Source organism: Bacteroides mediterraneensis, from assembly GCF_900128455.1.
Classification (GTDB): domain Bacteria; phylum Bacteroidota; class Bacteroidia; order Bacteroidales; family Bacteroidaceae; genus Phocaeicola; species Phocaeicola mediterraneensis.
The window spans coordinates 20,562-38,552 of record NZ_LT635783.1 but is presented as its reverse complement, the minus strand read 5'-3'; the positions used below and the strand labels follow the sequence as shown (position 1 = coordinate 38,552).

General features: G+C 52.8%; 10 protein-coding genes and 2 pseudogenes. 8 read left to right on the top strand and 4 right to left on the bottom strand.

Features of this window, described 5'->3' with window-relative positions; genetic code table 11:
* Both BQ7480_RS17920 and BQ7480_RS17535 read right to left on the bottom strand, forming a co-directional pair.
* The coding region (locus BQ7480_RS17920) for a TonB-dependent receptor domain-containing protein (RefSeq protein WP_394332604.1) at nucleotides 1-1,127 on the bottom strand (1,127 nt) is incomplete at its 3' end.
* Between the two features lie 5 nt (nucleotides 1,128-1,132).
* Nucleotides 1,133-2,951, bottom strand: a pseudogene (locus tag BQ7480_RS17535) (TonB-dependent receptor plug domain-containing protein); the annotation flags it as partial.
* A gap of 500 nt (nucleotides 2,952-3,451) precedes the next feature.
* Between BQ7480_RS17535 and BQ7480_RS00150 the strand changes: the two are divergent.
* Together BQ7480_RS00150 and BQ7480_RS00145 are read left to right on the top strand one after the other, a co-directional pair.
* Nucleotides 3,452-4,687: a site-specific integrase gene (locus BQ7480_RS00150; protein ID WP_072541223.1), complete on the top strand. Its 1,236-nt coding sequence runs from the start codon at nucleotides 3,452-3,454 to the stop codon at nucleotides 4,685-4,687.
* A gap of 26 nt (nucleotides 4,688-4,713) precedes the next feature.
* On the top strand, nucleotides 4,714-5,076 hold the full coding sequence (locus tag BQ7480_RS00145) for a hypothetical protein (protein WP_072541222.1): 363 nt from the start codon (nucleotides 4,714-4,716) through the stop codon (nucleotides 5,074-5,076).
* A gap of 90 nt (nucleotides 5,077-5,166) precedes the next feature.
* Here BQ7480_RS00145 and BQ7480_RS00140 read toward each other — a convergent pair whose 3' ends face one another.
* Nucleotides 5,167-5,460: a helix-turn-helix domain-containing protein gene (locus BQ7480_RS00140; RefSeq protein ID WP_032570631.1), complete on the bottom strand. Its 294-nt coding sequence runs from the start codon at nucleotides 5,458-5,460 to the stop codon at nucleotides 5,167-5,169.
* Nucleotides 5,461-5,492: 32 nt separating this feature from the next.
* Entirely contained in the window at nucleotides 5,493-5,783 is a 291-nt protein-coding gene (locus tag BQ7480_RS00135) for a helix-turn-helix domain-containing protein (RefSeq protein ID WP_072541221.1), read from the bottom strand.
* A 305-nt stretch (nucleotides 5,784-6,088) separates the two neighbouring features.
* Between BQ7480_RS00135 and BQ7480_RS00130 the strand changes: the two genes are divergently transcribed.
* From BQ7480_RS00130 to ltrA, 6 genes and pseudogenes are all read left to right on the top strand, one after another.
* Complete coding sequence (locus BQ7480_RS00130; protein ID WP_072543817.1) at nucleotides 6,089-6,439, top strand: helix-turn-helix domain-containing protein; 351 nt, start codon at nucleotides 6,089-6,091, stop codon at nucleotides 6,437-6,439.
* Complete coding sequence (locus BQ7480_RS00125; RefSeq protein WP_235352881.1) at nucleotides 6,436-6,834, top strand: helix-turn-helix domain-containing protein; 399 nt, start codon at nucleotides 6,436-6,438, stop codon at nucleotides 6,832-6,834. The genes BQ7480_RS00130 and BQ7480_RS00125 overlap by 4 nt, the downstream gene beginning before the upstream one ends.
* 6 nt (nucleotides 6,835-6,840) lie before the next feature.
* Nucleotides 6,841-8,421: a DUF4099 domain-containing protein gene (locus BQ7480_RS00120; protein WP_072541220.1), complete on the top strand. Its 1,581-nt coding sequence runs from the start codon at nucleotides 6,841-6,843 to the stop codon at nucleotides 8,419-8,421.
* A gap of 150 nt (nucleotides 8,422-8,571) precedes the next feature.
* Nucleotides 8,572-10,785 carry a DUF1896 family protein gene (locus BQ7480_RS00115; RefSeq protein WP_072541219.1) on the top strand — a complete coding sequence of 738 codons (2,214 nt, stop codon included), beginning with the start codon at nucleotides 8,572-8,574 and terminating at the stop codon, nucleotides 10,783-10,785.
* Nucleotides 10,772-15,604: pseudogene (locus tag BQ7480_RS00110) on the top strand (N-6 DNA methylase); the annotation flags it as partial. The gene BQ7480_RS00115 and the pseudogene BQ7480_RS00110, both read left to right, overlap by 14 nt.
* Nucleotides 15,605-16,283: 679 nt before the next feature.
* The gene (gene ltrA, locus BQ7480_RS00105; protein ID WP_072541217.1) at nucleotides 16,284-17,951 is read left to right on the top strand and encodes a group II intron reverse transcriptase/maturase; all 1,668 of its coding nucleotides are present in this window, start codon (nucleotides 16,284-16,286) and stop codon (nucleotides 17,949-17,951) included.
* The last annotated feature ends 40 nt before the right edge of the window (nucleotides 17,952-17,991 follow it).

Here is a 17,991-nt window from a genome sequence, read left to right as displayed (position 1 = left end):
ACTTTTGCCAGGTGAGCGGCCATTTCCTCATCACTCTGGGCAATGCCGATGGTGGTGTATCCCCAGATTTCGTTCAGCATCTGGCCTTCATAATAGGTGTTCAAAGAATTTGACGGGTTCGGATAACGGGTAATTTTCTGCTGTGCATCAGACATGTTGAATGATACGCCATATTTGAAATCACCAATCTGGTCACGCCATCCCAGTTCAATTTCAAAACCGTAAGATTTCATATCACAGTTATTTACCTTGGGAACAGTGGCGCCCAGCAATGAAGACAATTCAGGAGCCGGACCTACCATGTCCAAAGTCTTGCGAACGAAGTACCCGACGCTACCCGTCAAACGGTTGTTCAGCAATGCAAAATCAAGACCCAAGTCCCAAGACTGGATGGTTTCCCATGTCATCAAAGAGCTTACCAGTCCCGGATTGGAAGAATAGCTGGGCAAAGAGCCGTTTACAATCCAGGAATAATTTGTTCCTACCGGCATAGACTGATAGAACGGATACCAGTCGTCGGTATTCGTATTACCAAGCTGTCCCCACGAAGCTCTCAGCTTCAACGTAGAAATGGTACTCTTTTCACCGAACTTCTCGAAGAAACCTTCACGTGCTATGTTCCATCCCAGAGAGAATGAAGGGAAGAAGCCCCATCTCTTATCTCCGACAAAACGGGAAGAGCCGTCATAACGGCCGTTAATTTCTGCCATATAACGATCTTTGTATGCATAGTTGATACGGCCAAAGAAACCGGCCACCGCATTATGCGCATATCCACCAGTTGCAATATCTGCATCAACGGCAGTATTCAGCGTGGGAACTTCCGGTGAAATCAAACCGTCACGCTGTCCTGTAATACTACGGGTCGAATATTTTTCAGCATTGAAACCAAGCAGGACCTTAAAGTAATGACCGCTCTTGAATGTTTTTGAATAGTCCGTATAAATATTGGTGGCATAGTAATTTTCTTTGTAACCATACTCATTTACCCGGCTTTGTCCTGGAGAGTAAGTTCCGTCTCCCATTCCCCAAGCCATAGGCTGCTGGTTACCGTTTACGTCCCAGTAATAAACAGGGAGTACANCTGCAGATAGCGTGTCTGGGTCTGGTGGTTGCGGCTGGTCCAAGACGGACGTGCATAATATGCATTCGGGTTTTCAGGAGTCCAATAATCCAAGTGTTCCTCAAACACGTTAGACGACCACATACCTCCATTCGTACCCCAGAAATACGTACCAGGCAACCACAAATCACGTTTCCCGATACCCTGGAAGAACAATCGTAAGTCAAATCCTTTCCAGGAACCATCAACTGTAAAGCCATAATTGTAACGCGGAGTAGAATTACCGATTACACGCAGGTCGCCCGGATCATCCGTTGTATAGGAACCTGTATTTACACGTCCATCACCATTCAAGTCGGCATACATGATATCACCGGCACCCCATCCGCTGCCTAATGAACTCTGATCCACTTTTGCCAGGTGAGCGGCCATTTCCTCATCACTCTGGGCAATGCCGATGGTGGTGTATCCCCAGATTTCGTTCAGCATCTGGCCTTCATAATAGGTGTTCAAAGAATTTGACGGGTTCGGATAACGGGTAATTTTCTGCTGTGCATCAGACATGTTGAATGATACGCCATATTTGAAATCACCAATCTGGTCACGCCATCCCAGTTCAATTTCAAAACCGTAAGATTTCATATCACAGTTATTTACCTTGGGAACAGTGGCGCCCAGCAATGAAGACAATTCAGGAGCCGGACCTACCATGTCCAAAGTCTTGCGAACGAAGTACCCGACGCTACCCGTCAAACGGTTGTTCAGCAATGCAAAATCAAGACCCAAGTCCCAAGACTGGATGGTTTCCCATGTCATCAAAGAGCTTACCAGTCCCGGATTGGAAGAATAGCTGGGCAAAGAGCCGTTTACAATCCAGGAATAATTTGTTCCTACCGGCATAGACTGATAGAACGGATACCAGTCGTCGGTATTCGTATTACCAAGCNGACTGTGTCAGTTTGCCCTCCATGTAATCTTTAATATTCTGCATATACGCATCATTAAAGATAGGAGCATTACCGTCATTCACATTGGCTGCATTGAACATGGTGGCAAAGTCATAAGAATTGGCCATTTTCGGAATGCCGATACCGTCATTGAAACGAACGTTTCCAGAATAATTTACGTGAGTTTTTCCAGCTTTACCGTTCTTGGTCGTAATCAGGATAACACCGAATGCAGCACGTGCACCATAAATTGAAGAAGAAGAGGCATCCTTCAACACAGAAATGTTTTCAATATCGTTGGGGTTCAATGTATTCATGTCACCTTCCACACCATCAATAAGAACCAGAGGTGACGCGCTTGAACCGGAACCCAAAGTACCTGTACCACGGATATTGAAGTTCATGGTCGCATCCAATGAACCACCGCTACTGCTTACAGACATATTCAAGCCGGGAATCTGTCCTTGCAAAGCCTGTGACACATTAGAAACAGGACGTGAAGCCAACACTTCTGAATCAACCATGGATACGGCACCTGTTACATTGACCTTCTTCTGTGTACCATAACCAACGACTACCACTTCATCCAGAATCTGTGAATCATCTTTCAAGGTAATTTCAAGATTCTGGCCATTCCATACAATTTCCTGAGTCTTATATCCCACGAAAGAAATCTGGATGATATCCCCTTTTTTCACGCCAGATAAAGAAAAATCTCCATCTAACCCCGTAATCGTACCGTTGGCAGTACCCTTTACTACCACAGAAGCTCCGATTACGGTTTCCCCTGCAGCATCTTTTACGACGCCAGTACAAGTTGACTGCTGCTGTACGCTCCGAGTCTCATCAACTTCAGGTACAGCCACTGCATACGCTGCTCCCGTAGAAGATATTCCTGCCAGAGCCAGCAACATACTGACTGATTTCATTTTTTTCAACATAATCCAATGTTTTAAGTTAGTATTTAATGTCTAGGAAATTTCGATAGTTTTCACCTTATATATTAGAAACGAGTCTTTTTCATATGTATTAGATTAGAAATGAGTTTTCTCATATGTATTAGATATGGGTATTTTCAAATTTCTAGTTCTATATGTGGCAAAGATAATACAAAAAAGTGAGATACTGAGCAAATCACGGAAATATGATTGAAAGTTAATGATTTATGGGATTTTGGCGATTTGAGTGAGTGCCAACTGAAACCGGGAAAAAGCCAACTTGAACCGTAATTGCGTTACCAGCTCGTTACCTGAAATCGGAACGGGTAACGGAATGGAAAAGCCCGGCAAAACATGGCAAGAACTGCAATTATACAGGCAGTTGGCAAGGTTCGGGATGAAAAAGTCTTGCGGCAGATTCGATTGCGTTGGTCTGCTGCGGTTTACATACAGGCAAACAGCTCTACACAAGGTAATTTTGCAACCATAAAAAAGTAGGAACTATGAGTAGAGCGACATTCAAGATTTTATTTTACCTCAAGCGCAACGCGCCGAAGAAGAACGGGCTGATACCGGTCATGTGCCGTATCACGGTGAACGGGAAAATCGCACAGTTCAGTTGCAAGCTGGACGTGGAGGAAAAGATGTGGAGCGTGGAAACCGGACGGCTGACCGGAAGGAGCAACGTGGCTCTGGAAGGCAACCGTATGCTGGACAAAATCCGCGTGGGTGTGAACAAGGCCTATCAGGACGTGTTCGACCGTGACACTTATGTCACGGCGGAGAAGGTACGCAACGAATACCTCGGCATGGGCATGAACCACAAGACGCTGCTTGCCGTGTTCCGGCAGCACAACGAGGACTACGCCAAATTAGTGGGCAAGATGAAGAGCCAACGCAGTTACTGGAAATACTGCGTGGTTTACAAGCACCTGTCGGAGTTCATCAAAACCCGGTACAAGGTGGAGGACATCGCCCTGAAAGAGCTTGCGCCCGCCTTCATCACGGACTTCGAGCTGTTCCTCCGCGTGGAGAAAGGGCATTGCACCAACACCGTGTGGTCGTACATGATGCCTTTCCGGAGCATCATCTTCACCGCCATCAACAACGGCTGGTTGCAGCGTGACCCGTTCTATGCCTACCACATCACGAAGGAGGAAACGAAACGCGGCTACCTGACGAAAGAGGAAATCACGCAGATGATAAACTGCACGTTCAAGAGGAAGAACTATGAACTGATACGCGACCTCTTCATCTTCTGCTGTTTCACCGGATTGAGCTGGCGTGACATGGCGAACCTCACGGAAGAGAACCTGCAAGTCTCTTTCGACGGTCACCTGTGGATAAAGACAAGCCGCCAGAAGACCGGTGTGGCGACGAACATCCGCCTGCTGGACGTGGCAAAGCACATCATCGACAAATACAAGGGCACCACCAAAGACGGGACACTTTTTCCCGTGCCATGCTATCAGGTATGCCGTTACGACATCAAGCAGGTAGCCAAATTATGCGGCCTGAACAAAAACGTCACGTGGCATCAAAGTAGGCATTCGTATGCCACGACGATATGTCTTTCCAACGGCGTACCCATTGAAACGCTGTCGAAACTGATGGGGCACACAAGCATCCGTTCGACCCAAATCTATGCGAAAATCACGGCTGAGAAGATGAGCCGGGACATGGAGCTGCTCTCCCAAAAGCTCGCCCCGATGGAACAATTCATCTGCCAAGCCATTTAGAAGTTGAACCTGAAACGAAAAGAAGCATGGAAACGAGAGGCATCATAACCATCGAAGGAAAGGCGGTAGTCCTGCCAGACGCCGAAGTGTGGATGACGACCGGAGAAATCGCAAGCCTGTTCTATGTGCGCGGCGTGACGGTGGAAGCCGCCATACGGAAACTGAGAAAGGACGGCATAGCGGACGGCGGTTCATGCCGGCGCATACGGCTACAGGAAGCAAAAGGTTATACGGACATTTATGGTATGGAAACGGTCATAGCCCTGTCGTTCCGGTTCGACACGGGGCAGGCGGCACTGTTCCGCAAATGGATAGCCCGGACAATGGCGCGTTCCAAGAAAGAGCCTACGGTCTTGTTCCTGCATCATCCGCATGGGGCATACTGCTGAACGGCACAGGCACGGCCTGAAATGAACATCGGGAGCGGTAACCCGCATGAGGGTATCCGTCTCCCGATGTTTTTTTACTTGCCACAAGCGTCAGTATGCCTTGCGGTAGTTACGTTCCAGCACCTTCTGGATGTCGCTCTCGCGGTAGAGCGTCTTGCCGCCGAACAGGAAATAGGGCAATATCCCCTCGTGGCGGTACTGCTGCAAGGTACGCCGGCTCACGTGCAGCCTCCGCGCCAAGTCCCTGTCGGTGAGGTAACGCTCGCCGCCCATCGGCGGGATGTATCCGTCGGCGAGTCTGTCCGCCATTTTCAGGCTTCTCCGGACGGACTGCATGGCGTCGGCAAGTACGCCGCAGTCCTTTGTCAATACATTGTCATTCATCTTACATAGGATTTAGTGGCACACTTCAAGCGTCAGACGGACGGTTGTCCCGTTTCGGGACCGGGCAACAGCCGTTCCACATCCTCCGGTCTGTAATAGAACTTGCGTCCGATTTGGGAATACGCAATGCCGTGCCTGTCGCGCATGGCCTGCAAGGTCTTCGGGGTTATGCTCAGCATACGGCACACGTCCTCCGTGTCCATCCATTCGGCAAGGCGGCGGTCGCCGCCCTTTTCGGCAAGCGTCCTCACCCTGTCCTCCAATGCCTTCACTCCGGCAAGGAGCATATCGAAGGCGGTCTTCTCAATGATTACTATTTCCATTCTTTCAAAATTTTATCGGTTTGCCGCAAAGTTACACAGCCGTGGGCCGGAACCGACCGGGCAAGGAAACAGTGGCAGCTTGTGGCTCTTTTTATTGTGCCACATCAGGACATGAGGGAAACAGACGGCTTGGAATGTCCGTTTGGCGGTTTTCCATGATAAAAATGCCCGTTGAAGCCCCTGCAAGGCGGAAAATCCATAAAAATCTCACGTAAGTTACGGGTAAGTACCGTGCCTGCCCCTTTGGAATAGCCGAATTTTGCTCCCGACAAACTGATTCACTAACAATTAAAAGATTGAGGAATATGGAAATCATCACGATGGAAAGCGCCGCCTACAAGGACATCGTAGGGCGCATCGAGGAAATCGCCTCCCATGTGAGGAAGCAAGGCATGAAGGGACAGCGGAACGATACCGCCTGCCTTCTGGACAGCCGCGAAGTGATGCGCCTGCTCTGTGTCAGCCGCCGCACGCTGCAACGGCTGCGCGATGAGAAGCGCATCGGGTATGTAATCATCCGGGGCGACTGCCGCTACCCTCCGGAAGAAGTGGAACGCATCATCCGGGAGAATGCGGTCAAGACTTCACCGGAGAAACCGGAGGAACTGAAACATAACTACCGGCTCCGCACGGGCGGAAAGGCGGGCAGGAAATGAAAGGAGGAACGGCTATGGAGTTTTTAGACAGACGCACTTTCGAGGACTGCATGAGGCAGGTGTTCAGCCGCCTCGACCGTCAGGAGGAGATGCTCTCCGCCATGCGCGGTGACGTGAATGAAAAGCCGCAGGGCACCGCCTTGTTGGAAGAGGACACGATGGACAACCAAGACGTGTGCATGCTGCTCCACGTGAGCAAACGTACCCTGCAACGCTACCGCAGCGACGGATTGCTGCCCTACCGGATGCACCGCCACAAGACCTATTACCGCAGGGCGGACGTGGAACTGTTCATCAGCACCCACATGCGGGAAATACTCCGTGACAGAACTCAGGATAAGGTGGACAATACCAAAAGGAAATCAAATGACAAAAGAACGAACCGTAAAAATTAAACTGAAATGGAACAGAAAAAGAAAAACGAGAAAGACGTGCTGGTCGTCCGCGACGAGAAGACGGGCGAAATCAGCGTAGTAGCCGGGCTGGACAGCAAGGGCTATCCGAAGACGGCTCCGGCAAAGGCGGAACACTCGCAGGACTTCCTGCGCTTCGACCGCCACGGTGACATGGTGGACAACTTCTTCAGGAATTTCTACCGCCAGTGCAAGGAGCCTACACGCTTCGGCTTCTACCGGGTGGCGGCGGACATGGCGGATGCGGTACTGCCGGTCATCAAGGATTTGCTGAAAGACCCTGCGGCAAACGCGGAAATGCTTGCGGCGCACAAGGTGGACACTTCGGAATACCGGAAGCAGGCGGAAACGGAGAATGTAAAACAAGAAAGCGACAATGAACCCCTTAAAAAGAAAGAAGAAATGGAACAGAAAAAAGAAGAACAGAAACAGGAAGTGCAACAGCCTCAAACGGCTGAAGCGCAAGATGAGCAGCAACCGCAGAAACAGGAGAAGCCGAACCTGATAGCGGATGACCAAGTGGACTGGGCGGAATTGCGCAAGTGCGGCATCGACAGGGAAAGCCTTTCGGAAAAAGACCTGAAAGCCCTGATGAATTACGGCAAGACGGGGCTGGTGACGGTGAAGCCGACCTTCGGCTACGAGAGCTATGAGTTGCAGGCCCGCCTTTCGTTCCAGAAAGCGGAGGACGGCAAACTGAAACTCACTCCCCACTTCGTGCGCCACGAACCGCGTCTTGACATCCCCCACAACGGCTACACCTTCACGGACGAGGACAAGAAGAACCTGAAGCGCACGGGCAATTTAGGCAAGGTTGTGGATGTGGCAGATACGAGAACCGGGGAAATGCGCCAGTCGTATATCAGCATCGACCGCCTGACGAATGAAATCGTGGACGTGCCTGCCGACAAGGTGCGCATCCCCTATCAAATCGGACAGACCGGCTTGACAAAGGAAGAAATGGACATCCTGCGTGCCGGGCTTGCCCTGCCCAAAGAAGTGACATTATCCAACGGGCGCAAATTTCAGGCATTACTTCAGGTGAGCGCCGAAAAACGCGATGTGGAGTTCGTGCCGGGGCAACGACGTCAGCAGCAGTCGCAGCGTCAAAGCAAGCAGCAGGACAATCCCGATGCACAGGGGCAGACGCAGGAAAACGGCGAAAGGCAACGGCGCAACCGCTCGTGGACGAACGAGGACGGCAGCATCCGCCCGATAAGCAAATGGAAAGACGACCTGTTCAACGAACAGCAAATCGCCGACTACGTGGCGGGCAGGACGGTGGTACTCGCCAACGCAAAGGACGACCAAGGGCAGCCCTGCACGAAGTACCTGAAGTTCAGCCATGAGAAAGGCCGTCCGCTGACCTACTCGCAGAATCCGGACCTTGCGCAGACCGTCGCCCCGTCCAACGAGAGCAGGACGCAGCTTGCCGTGAACAACGAGGGCAAGACCAACGAGGCCACCAAGCACGTGAAGGAGCCGTTGCAGCAGGGTCAGACCGCACCGAAGGACGAAACCCAGCAGAAACGGCAGACAAGAAAATCCAAAGGTGTGAAGGTGTCCTGATTGCCGCCACTAAATCCATCCGACAATAATCAACGGATTGAAACGGGGAGCAAACACCGCCCTGTACCGCATATCCCACGGACAAGGCCGTGCCCCGTTTCATTCCCACCCAAAGAAACAAGAGTATCAACAGATTAGACAGAAAAAGACATGATTACCATATTGGCAGAAAAACCGAGCGTCGCCCGTGAGATAGCACGGATTGTCGGCGCGATGAAAAAGGAAGAAGGGTATTTCACCGGAAACGGCTACCACGTGACATGGGCACTGGGACATCTGGTACAGCTCGCCATGCCCGACGGGTACGGCATCAAGGGCTTCCGGCGCGACAGTCTGCCCGTCATTCCAGAACGGTTCGAGTTAATCCCCCGTCAGGTGAAGGCGGACAAGGGCTACAAGGCGGACGCTGTGGCGGTGAAGCAGATAAAGGTGATAACCAAGCTGTGGAACGAGAGCGACAGCATCATCGTGGCGACCGACTGTGCCCGTGAAGGGGAGCTTATCTTCCGTTACCTCTATGCTTACATAGGCTGTACCTTGCCCTTTCAAAGACTGTGGATAAGCTCGCTGACCGATGCCGCCATCCGTAAGGGACTGAAAGAACTGAAGGACGGGCACGAATACGACAGCCTCTACCAAGCCGCCAAAGCCCGCAGCGAAGCCGACTGGCTGGTGGGCATCAACGGCACGCAGGCATTGACCGTCGCCGCCGGACGGGGCACGTATTCCGTAGGGCGCGTGCAGACACCCACGCTGGCGATGGTCTGCAAGCGCTTCTGGGAAAACAAGCGTTTCACGCCCGAACCGGTACACCAGCTTCATTTTACCGTACCGTCGGTAAGCGCAAGTGAAGTGGTAAAGTTCGCCTCGGTGGAGAAATGGAAAGACAAGGAGGAAGCCGCTACATTATATAACAAGGTAAAGGCACAAATGTGCGCCACCGTCGTGAAGACCGAAAAGAAGGAAAAGGTGGAGAACCCTCCACTGCTGTACGACCTGACCACGCTCCAGAAGGAAGCGAACACGAAGCACGGCTTCACGGCGGAACAGACGCTCGACCTCGTGCAGAAGCTCTATGAGGCGAAGCTCGTCACCTATCCGAGAACATCAAGCCGCTATATCCCGGAGGACGTGTTCGCCGAAGTGCCCATGCTGTTCGACAGGCTTTCCACTCATTCATCGTTCGCAGATAAAATCGAAAGCTTGGGCGAACTGAACCGCCGCAGCGTGGACGCCTCGAAAGTGACCGACCACCATGCGCTGTTGGTGACGCCGAACCGTCCGCTGGCGCTCTACAAGAACGAACAGCTCATCTATGACATGATTGTGGGGCGCATGATAGAAGCGTTCTCCCCGGAGTGCGTCAAGGACACGACCACCGTCCGTGCGGAGTGCGAGGGCGTGGCGTTTGAAGCCAAAGGGTGCATCGTCCGCAAGGCGGGCTGGCGCTCGGTCTATGGTGAGGACAGGGAAGATACCGTACTGCCCGACTGGAAGGAGGGCGACACGCTGGCGATGAACGGCTGCTCGATGAGTTCGGGCATGACCCGTCCGAAACCGCTGCACACGGAAAGCTCGCTCTTGGCGGCGATGGAGACCGCCGGACGCGAGGGCGTGGAGGACGAGGAAGCGCGGCAGGCATTGAAGGACTGCGGCATCGGCACGCCCGCCACCCGTGCCGCCATCATCGAGACGCTGCTCCGGCGCGAATACATGGTGCGCGTGAAGAAGTCGCTCGTGCCGACGGAGAAAGGGCTTGCCCTGTATTCCATCGTGAAGGAGATGGACATCGCCGATGTGGAAATGACCGGGCGTTGGGAGTCGGAACTGGCGGAGATAGAAAAAGGCAGGACGCCGCACGAGGCTTTCCTGCGCGACATCGAGGGCTACACCCGCAAGATAACCACCGAACTGCTCGCCTGCGATAAAATCTTCGGTCACAAGGCGTCGGGCTGCGCCTGCCCCAAGTGCGGCACGGGCACGATGCAGTTCTACGGCAAGGTGGTGCGCTGCGACAACCCGGACTGCGCCCTGCCGGTGTTCCGTCAGATAGCGGGCAGGACGCTCACAGACACGGAAATGACCGACCTGCTGGCAAACGGGAAGACGGGTGTCCTCAGCGGCTTCAAGAGCAAACAGGGCAAGNCCCTGCTGACGGAGGTCGTGGAGAGGGAATTTGCCGACGAGGTGGCGGAACAGGAGCGTGAACCGTTCTGCCGCAGGCTCTACCCCCACCTGAACAACCTGTTTGCCGGTTACGACACGTCGGATGACACCTTCGCCCTGTCACCCGCGCATGACCTGCTCTACACGGAGCTGGTCGGAACCGTCATGCTTTATCTGGAGTCCTATGGCGTTCAATAGGAAACAGAAACTGAGGGACAACATCGAGGCGGTACGCACGGCGTTCACGCTTGACCGGGAACGGCGCACCCCGACGGAAAGGGAACGTGCGCTGCTGGAGCGGTACTGCGGCTTTGGAGGGCTGAAGTGCATCCTGAACCCGGCAAAGGAACTGGCGGATGCCGTGCATTGGGCGAAATCCGACCTCGAACTGTTCGCCCCGACGGTGGAACTGCACCGTATCATCAGGGAGAACAGCAGGGACGAAACGGAGTACAAGCGGTATGTGGACTCGCTGAAAGCCTCGGTGCTGACGGCGTTCTACACGCCGCAAGCCATCACGGACACCATCGTGGACGTGCTCCACGACAAGAAGGTGCGACCGAAGCTCGTGCTGGAGCCGTCGGCGGGCATGGGCGCGTTCATCGCCCCGGTACTGTCGGACAACCCGCAGGCGGAGGTCATGGCTTTCGAGAAAGACCTGCTGACGGGCAAGATGCTCGGACACCTGTACCCGCAGCAGAAGATACGCACGGAAGGCTTCGAGAAGATAGAAAAGCCGTTCCTGAACCGGTTTGACCTTGCCATCTCCAACATCCCTTTCGGGGATATAGCGGTGTTCGACCCGGAATACACCAATGGCTCGGTATTCAAAAAGATAGCGGCAAGGAAGGTGCATACCTATTTCTTTCTGAAAGGGCTGGACGCGGTGCGTGACGGCGGTATCGTGGCATTCATCACCTCGCAGGGCGTGCTGGATACGGAGGGCAACGGCGGCACACGCTACATGATGATGAGAAAGGCGGATCTGGTGTCCGCCATCCGCCTGCCGAACAACCTGTTCACGGAAGATGCCAACACGGAGGTGGGGTGCGACCTGATTATCCTGCAAAAGAACGAGGGCAAGGAAGAGCTTTCCGAAGAGGACAAGAGGTTGGGCGATGTCGTAAAGAACAACCATACGGGAATTTCCACCAACGGGTATTTTTTTGACCACCCGGAATACATCATCCATACCGACGCGAAAAGGGATACCGACCCTTATGGCAAACCCGCTATGGTCTATACGCACAGCGGCGGCGTGGAGGGCATCGCAACGGACTTGTACCGGATATTGTCGGCGGACCTGTCGGTACGGCTGGACTTGGAACGTTACAATGGTGTCAAGGCTGAAAAGCGTGAAACACAGACGATTTTTGTCCAGCCGCAAGTTCAGGAAGTACAACAGCCGAAGGTGGAAATAGAAGAAAAAACGGTACAGCCAAATGCAGAAGCGGTAAAATCCGCACCGCAGGTCGTGGAAACGAAACAGCACGAAGCTCCTGTCATGGACTTGTATGACCTGTTCGGCTACACGCAGGAAGAGCGCAGATTGGCGGAACGGGGACTGAAACCGGAGAGGAAGAAAGGAGCCAAGTCCAAACGCCGGAAGCCGGTGCAACCGTCATTGTTCCCGATGCCTGCTGACGGGCAGGGGGTAACGGCGGAAAAAGGAAATGAAGCGGCAAGAGGCAGAAGCGCGGAAACGGCTCCTGCCATCAGCCCCGAAGAGGTACGGGAGATGGAGGAAATCATCCGTCAAGGGGCGAGCGGAATACCGGAAAGCCGGCACGAAGAGCCAGTACCCATGCACGGAAAGACCGAAGGTGCTACTGCCCCAGCCGAAGACGATGACCCGGAGGATGCCGTTTACCGCAGTCTGGACTGGGAGACCAACCCGCCCATCAACGGATTCTATGAGATGATGATGTCACTCACACCCGAAAGGCGTGCCGAACTGCGCCGGATGGGAAAGGAAAAGATGGATGCCAATGCCGCCAAGCAAACGGCAGGGCTGTCGGAGACGAAAAAAGAAAAGGTACAGGCGAGGGAAACGGAACAATCCTCGTCCGTGCGCCCGGTCTATCCGGTAGAGAACGGCTTTGAGGCAGAGGGCAGAAGACGGATTGAGCGTGTAAAACGGGAGATGCGCGAGGAGGAAGCAGCCCTGACACCGGAAGAACGGCAGCGCAGGAAGGAGGAAGCGATGATGCCCCGTCCGTTCAAGGGCATATTGGAGCCGCACCTGAAGGAAGGCTCGATGGTATGGGAACATACCGGCGGCGTCCGCTTCCAAATCGGGGTGCTGAAGGATGTCACCCGGTACGGGGCGACCTTCCAGCCGCTCGACATGGAGGGGATGCAGGCACAGAAGGCACAGCTCTACATCGACCTGCGCAACACCTATGAGCGGCTCTACACCCACGAAGCGGAGAACCACGAGGAAAACGCCCTACTGCGCCGCAACCTGAACACCTACTATGACGAGTTCGTCATGCGCTACGGCAACCTGAACGCCAAGCACAACGCGAAGCTCATCCTGATGGACGCTTCGGGGCGCAACATGCTCTCGCTGGAGCGCGGCGAGAACGAGCAGTTCGTCAAGGCGGACATCTTCGACCACCCCGTTTCCTTCTCGCAGGAAACCCTTGCCGGAGTGGAGTCGCCCGAAGAAGCCCTGTCCGCCTCGCTGAACCGGTACGGCGGCGTGAACCTGCCCTACATGGAATCCCTTTGCGACCTGCCGCAAACGGACATCTTGGAAGCGTTGAAGGGACGGGTGTTCTACAACCCGCTGGCGGACGGTTACGAGATAGCCGACCGCTTCATCGCAGGGAACGTGGTGCAGAAGACCGCCGACGTGGAAGACTGGATAAAGGAAAATGAAGGGCATGGGATGCTGCCGCAGGCGCAGGAGTCATTGGCGGCATTGCGCGAAAGCATACCCGAACAAATACCGTTTGAGGATTTGGATTTCAATTTCGGGGAACGGTGGATACCCACGGGCGTGTATGCCGCCTACATGAGCCGCCTGTTCGACACGGAGGTACGGATAACCTATTCGGAAAACATCGACGAGTATGCGGTGGCGTGCAGCCACAAGACGATGAAAATCACGGACGAGTTTCTGGTGAAAGGCTATTACCGCCACTACGACGGCATGAACCTGCTGAAACACGCCCTGCACAACACCTGCCCGGACATGATGAAAAGCATCGGCAAGGACGAGCACGGCAATGACATCAAGGTGCGCGACAGCGAGGGCATACAGCTCGCCAACGCGAAGATTGATGAAATCCGGGGCGGCTTCACGGAGTGGCTGGAGGAACAGTCGCCGGAGTTCAAGAAGCGGCTGACGGACATGTACAACAACAAGTTCAACTGCTTCGTGCGCCCGAAGTACGACGGCTCGCACCAGAAGTTCCCGGACTTGGACCTGAAAGGTCTCGGTATCAAGGACCTGTACGTAAGCCAGAAGGATTGCGTATGGATGCTGAAATTGAACCTCGGCGGTATCGCCGACCAGGAGGTTGGCGGCGGCAAGACGCTGATAATGTGTGTCGCATCCTATGAGATGAAGCGTCTGGGACTGGTTCACAAGCCGATGATTATCGGTCTGAAAGCCAACGTGCGCGAGATTGCCGAAACATACCGCAGGGCATATCCCAACGCCCGCATCCTCTATGCGTCGGAGAAGGACTTCGCCGCTGCCAACCGGGTGCGTTTCTTCAACGACATCAAGAACAACGATTGGGATTGTGTCATCATGTCGCACGACCAGTTCGGGAAGATACCGCAGTCGCCGGAGTTGCAGCAGCGCATCTTGCAGGAAGAGCTGGACTCGGTAGAGGAAAACCTCGAAGTGCTGCGCAATCAAGGCAAGGACGTGTCACGTGCCATGCTGAAAGGATTGGAGAAACGCAAGTTCAACCTGCAAGCCAAACTGGAAAAGGTGGAACACGCCATCCAGTCACGCACGGACGACGTGGTGGACTTCAAGCAGATGGGCATCGACCACCTCTTTGTCGATGAGAGCCACCAGTTCAAGAACCTGACGTTCAACACCCGTCACGACCGTGTGGCGGGGCTGGGCAACTCCGAAGGAAGCCAGAAGGCGCTGAACCTGCTGTTCGCCATCCGCACCATACAGGAGCGGACGGGCAGGGACTTGGGGGCGACGTTTTTGTCTGGAACTACTATTTCCAACAGCCTCACGGAGTTATATCTGCTGTTCAAGTACCTGCGCCCGAAGGCGCTGGAGAAACAGGACATCCGCTGCTTCGACGCATGGGCGGCCATCTTCGCCAAGAAGACGACCGATTTCGAGTTCAACGTGACGAACAACATCGTGCAGAAGGAACGCTTCCGCTACTTCATCAAGGTGCCGGAGCTGGCGGCGTTCTACAACGAGATAACCGACTACCGCACGGCGGAGGACATTGGCGTGGACCGTCCGAAGAAGAACGAGATACTGCACCACATACCGCCCACCCCGGACCAAGAGGTGTTTATCGGGAAGCTGATGCAGTTCGCCAAGTCGGGCGATGCGACGATATTGGGCAGACCGCCGCTCTCGGAAACGGAGGAAAAGGCGAAGATGCTCATCGCCACGGACTATGCACGGAAAATGGCATTGGACATACGCATGATTGACCCGAATTACGAAGACCACCCCGACAACAAGGCGAGCCATTGCGCCAAGATGATAGCGGAATATTACCGTAAGTATGACGCTCAAAAGGGGACGCAGTTCGTCTTTTCGGATTTGGGCACGTATCAGCCCGGAGGTGGCTGGAGCGTGTACACCGAAATCAAGCGCAAGTTGGTGGAGGACTACGGCATCCCCGCCCATGAAATCCGCTTCATTCAGGAGTGCAAGAACGAGAAGGCACGGAAGGCGGTGATAGAAGCGATGAACGAGGGTCATGTGCGTGTGTTGTTCGGTTCGACGAGTATGCTCGGCACGGGCGTGAACGCTCAGCGCAGGGCTGTCGCCGTCCACCACCTCGACACGCCGTGGGTGCGACATGAAGTCGCATAGATAATTGTTGGAATGATACTTACGGGTATCAGTTTTAACCCGCTGTTCCGTCAGCGGTAGCCTACCGACCGGTGCACCTTAATGTTGTATTAAGCGGTCGGGACAAAGTACACTTTCGCAAGACAAGACAGAACCGTGAGGGGAAGTCAAGTACGGTTAGTATCATACCGTAGAGTGGCGAGGCTGGATAGTATGGTTAGCGCAAGCGAACTGTTAGTAAACTTCGTAATGTCACGAAAGAGTGTAAGATACTGGCACACTCTACCCAAAAGGGAAGCGGTCGGTTAATCCTCTCCATGGTAGGATTACACGGATATAAGCACCGCCGGAGGATGAGACAGAACCTAACCTATCCGTTAGTTATCTATGTGGAACATGGTAAGCCTGTATATCTCCTGTCATGTAAAAAATGGCAGGTAAGCTGACAGCAATGAAAGCCGAATGGTGTGCAGGTATAAGATAACAGAAAAAGCGAATGCCGTTCTGTAATGGAGCGGATACGGATTGAACCGACATCACGAGCTGATGTGGGCGACATCATCCGACACGAAAGTGGGCAGACTTCTGTGACGACATTAGGGAGGCAATCAAAACCGAATGTTGTCAAATGGTGATTCTTTACAATTAACTTTTAGAACTTTCAAAAGGAGGAAAGCAAATGAACGAAAACAAGACATCGTGTGCGCCTGCTGACAATCAGCAAACACTTTGGGACAGAATAGACTGGAATAAGGCGGAGTTGGCTGTCAGAAAGCTACAAGCGCGTATTGTAAAGGCTCAGAAGGAAGGCAGACCGGGCAAGGTGAAAGCCTTGCAGTGGACGCTGACCCACTCTTTTTACGCAAAAGCCTTAGCCGTAAAGAGAGTTACTTCTAATGGAGGTGGCAACACCCCCGGGGTGGACATGGAAACATGGGAGAAACCCGAAGCAAAAACACAAGCGATAAGCGAACTCAAACGCAGAGGCTACCAGCCGAAGCCATTGAGAAGAGTCCACATCAAAAAGAGTAATGGCAAACTGCGACCGTTGGGAATACCGACAATGAAAGACAGAGCCATGCAAGCACTCTACCTCATGGCATTGGAACCAGTGTCGGAAACAACAGCCGACACACGTTCATACGGTTTCCGCAAGGAACGTCGCTGTATGGATGCGGTAATGCAATGCCATAACATTCTCCGAAAAGGCTATTCTCCCGAATGGATTCTGGAGGGTGACATAAAGGGGTGCTTCGACCATATCAGCCATGAATGGCTGCTTGCCAACATCCCTATGGATAAGGCAATGCTCCGAAAATGGTTGAAATGCGGCTATATCTTCAACAAACAGATGTTCCCGACAGAGGAGGGAACACCACAAGGTGGCATTATCTCTCCCACGCTTGCCAATATGACATTGGACGGATTGCAGAAAGTCCTTGCAGAGAAATATAAACGAGTTAGAATCAAAGGCAAGTTATATTCGCCAATGGTGAATCTTGTCCGCTACGCTGATGACTTTATAATTACCTGCGAGAACCGTGAAACACTTGAAAAGGAAATCAAGCCATTGGTAGCCGACTTTATGTCTGAAAGAGGTCTGACCTTATCAGAAGAAAAGACGGTGATAACCAATATCCGTGACGGTTTCGATTTTCTCGGTTTCAATATCCGCAAATACGGCAATGAAATATTGACCAAGCCGACCAAGAAAGCCGAAAAACGCTTTATGGAGAATATCCGTAAGGTGACAAAAGGCCATAAGGGTTGCAAGCAGGAATCATTAATCAGGATGTTGAATGCTAAAATCCGAGGATGGGGAGCATATTATCAGCATGGGGCGACACGTGATTCCTTTCACAGAATCGACCATCAGATATTTCTCGCCTTGTGGCAATGGGCTAAACGCCGTCATTCCAAGAAAGGGAAACGGTGGATAAAAGACCGCTATTGGCACAATATCCGAGGGAACAGCTGGACTTTTGCGGCTAAGTTCAAGAAATCAAACGGTAAAGAAGACCAACTCACCTTGTTGAAACTGGCATCTTCGTTTCCTTTCCTGCAATATACGCAGATAAAGGGGGACATGAATCCGTTTGACGCAGACTGCCGCTTGTACTTCAATAAAAGAATGAAGTCAAAAATGCTTGTGACACTGAAAGGACGTAAGTCCCTGCTTTACCTATGGGAAAAGCAAGGTCGGAAATGTCCGATATGTGGTGAACCGATTGACACGCATAAGGCATGGAACGTAATGCCAACCGTCCAAGACGGACGGAAATGTAATCTGTTGGTTCATGACGAATGTTTCAAATTATCCCGTAAAACCAATGGAAACAAGAAGTAGTATGAGCCGGTCTCTGCATATAAACAGAGACTTAGAAAAG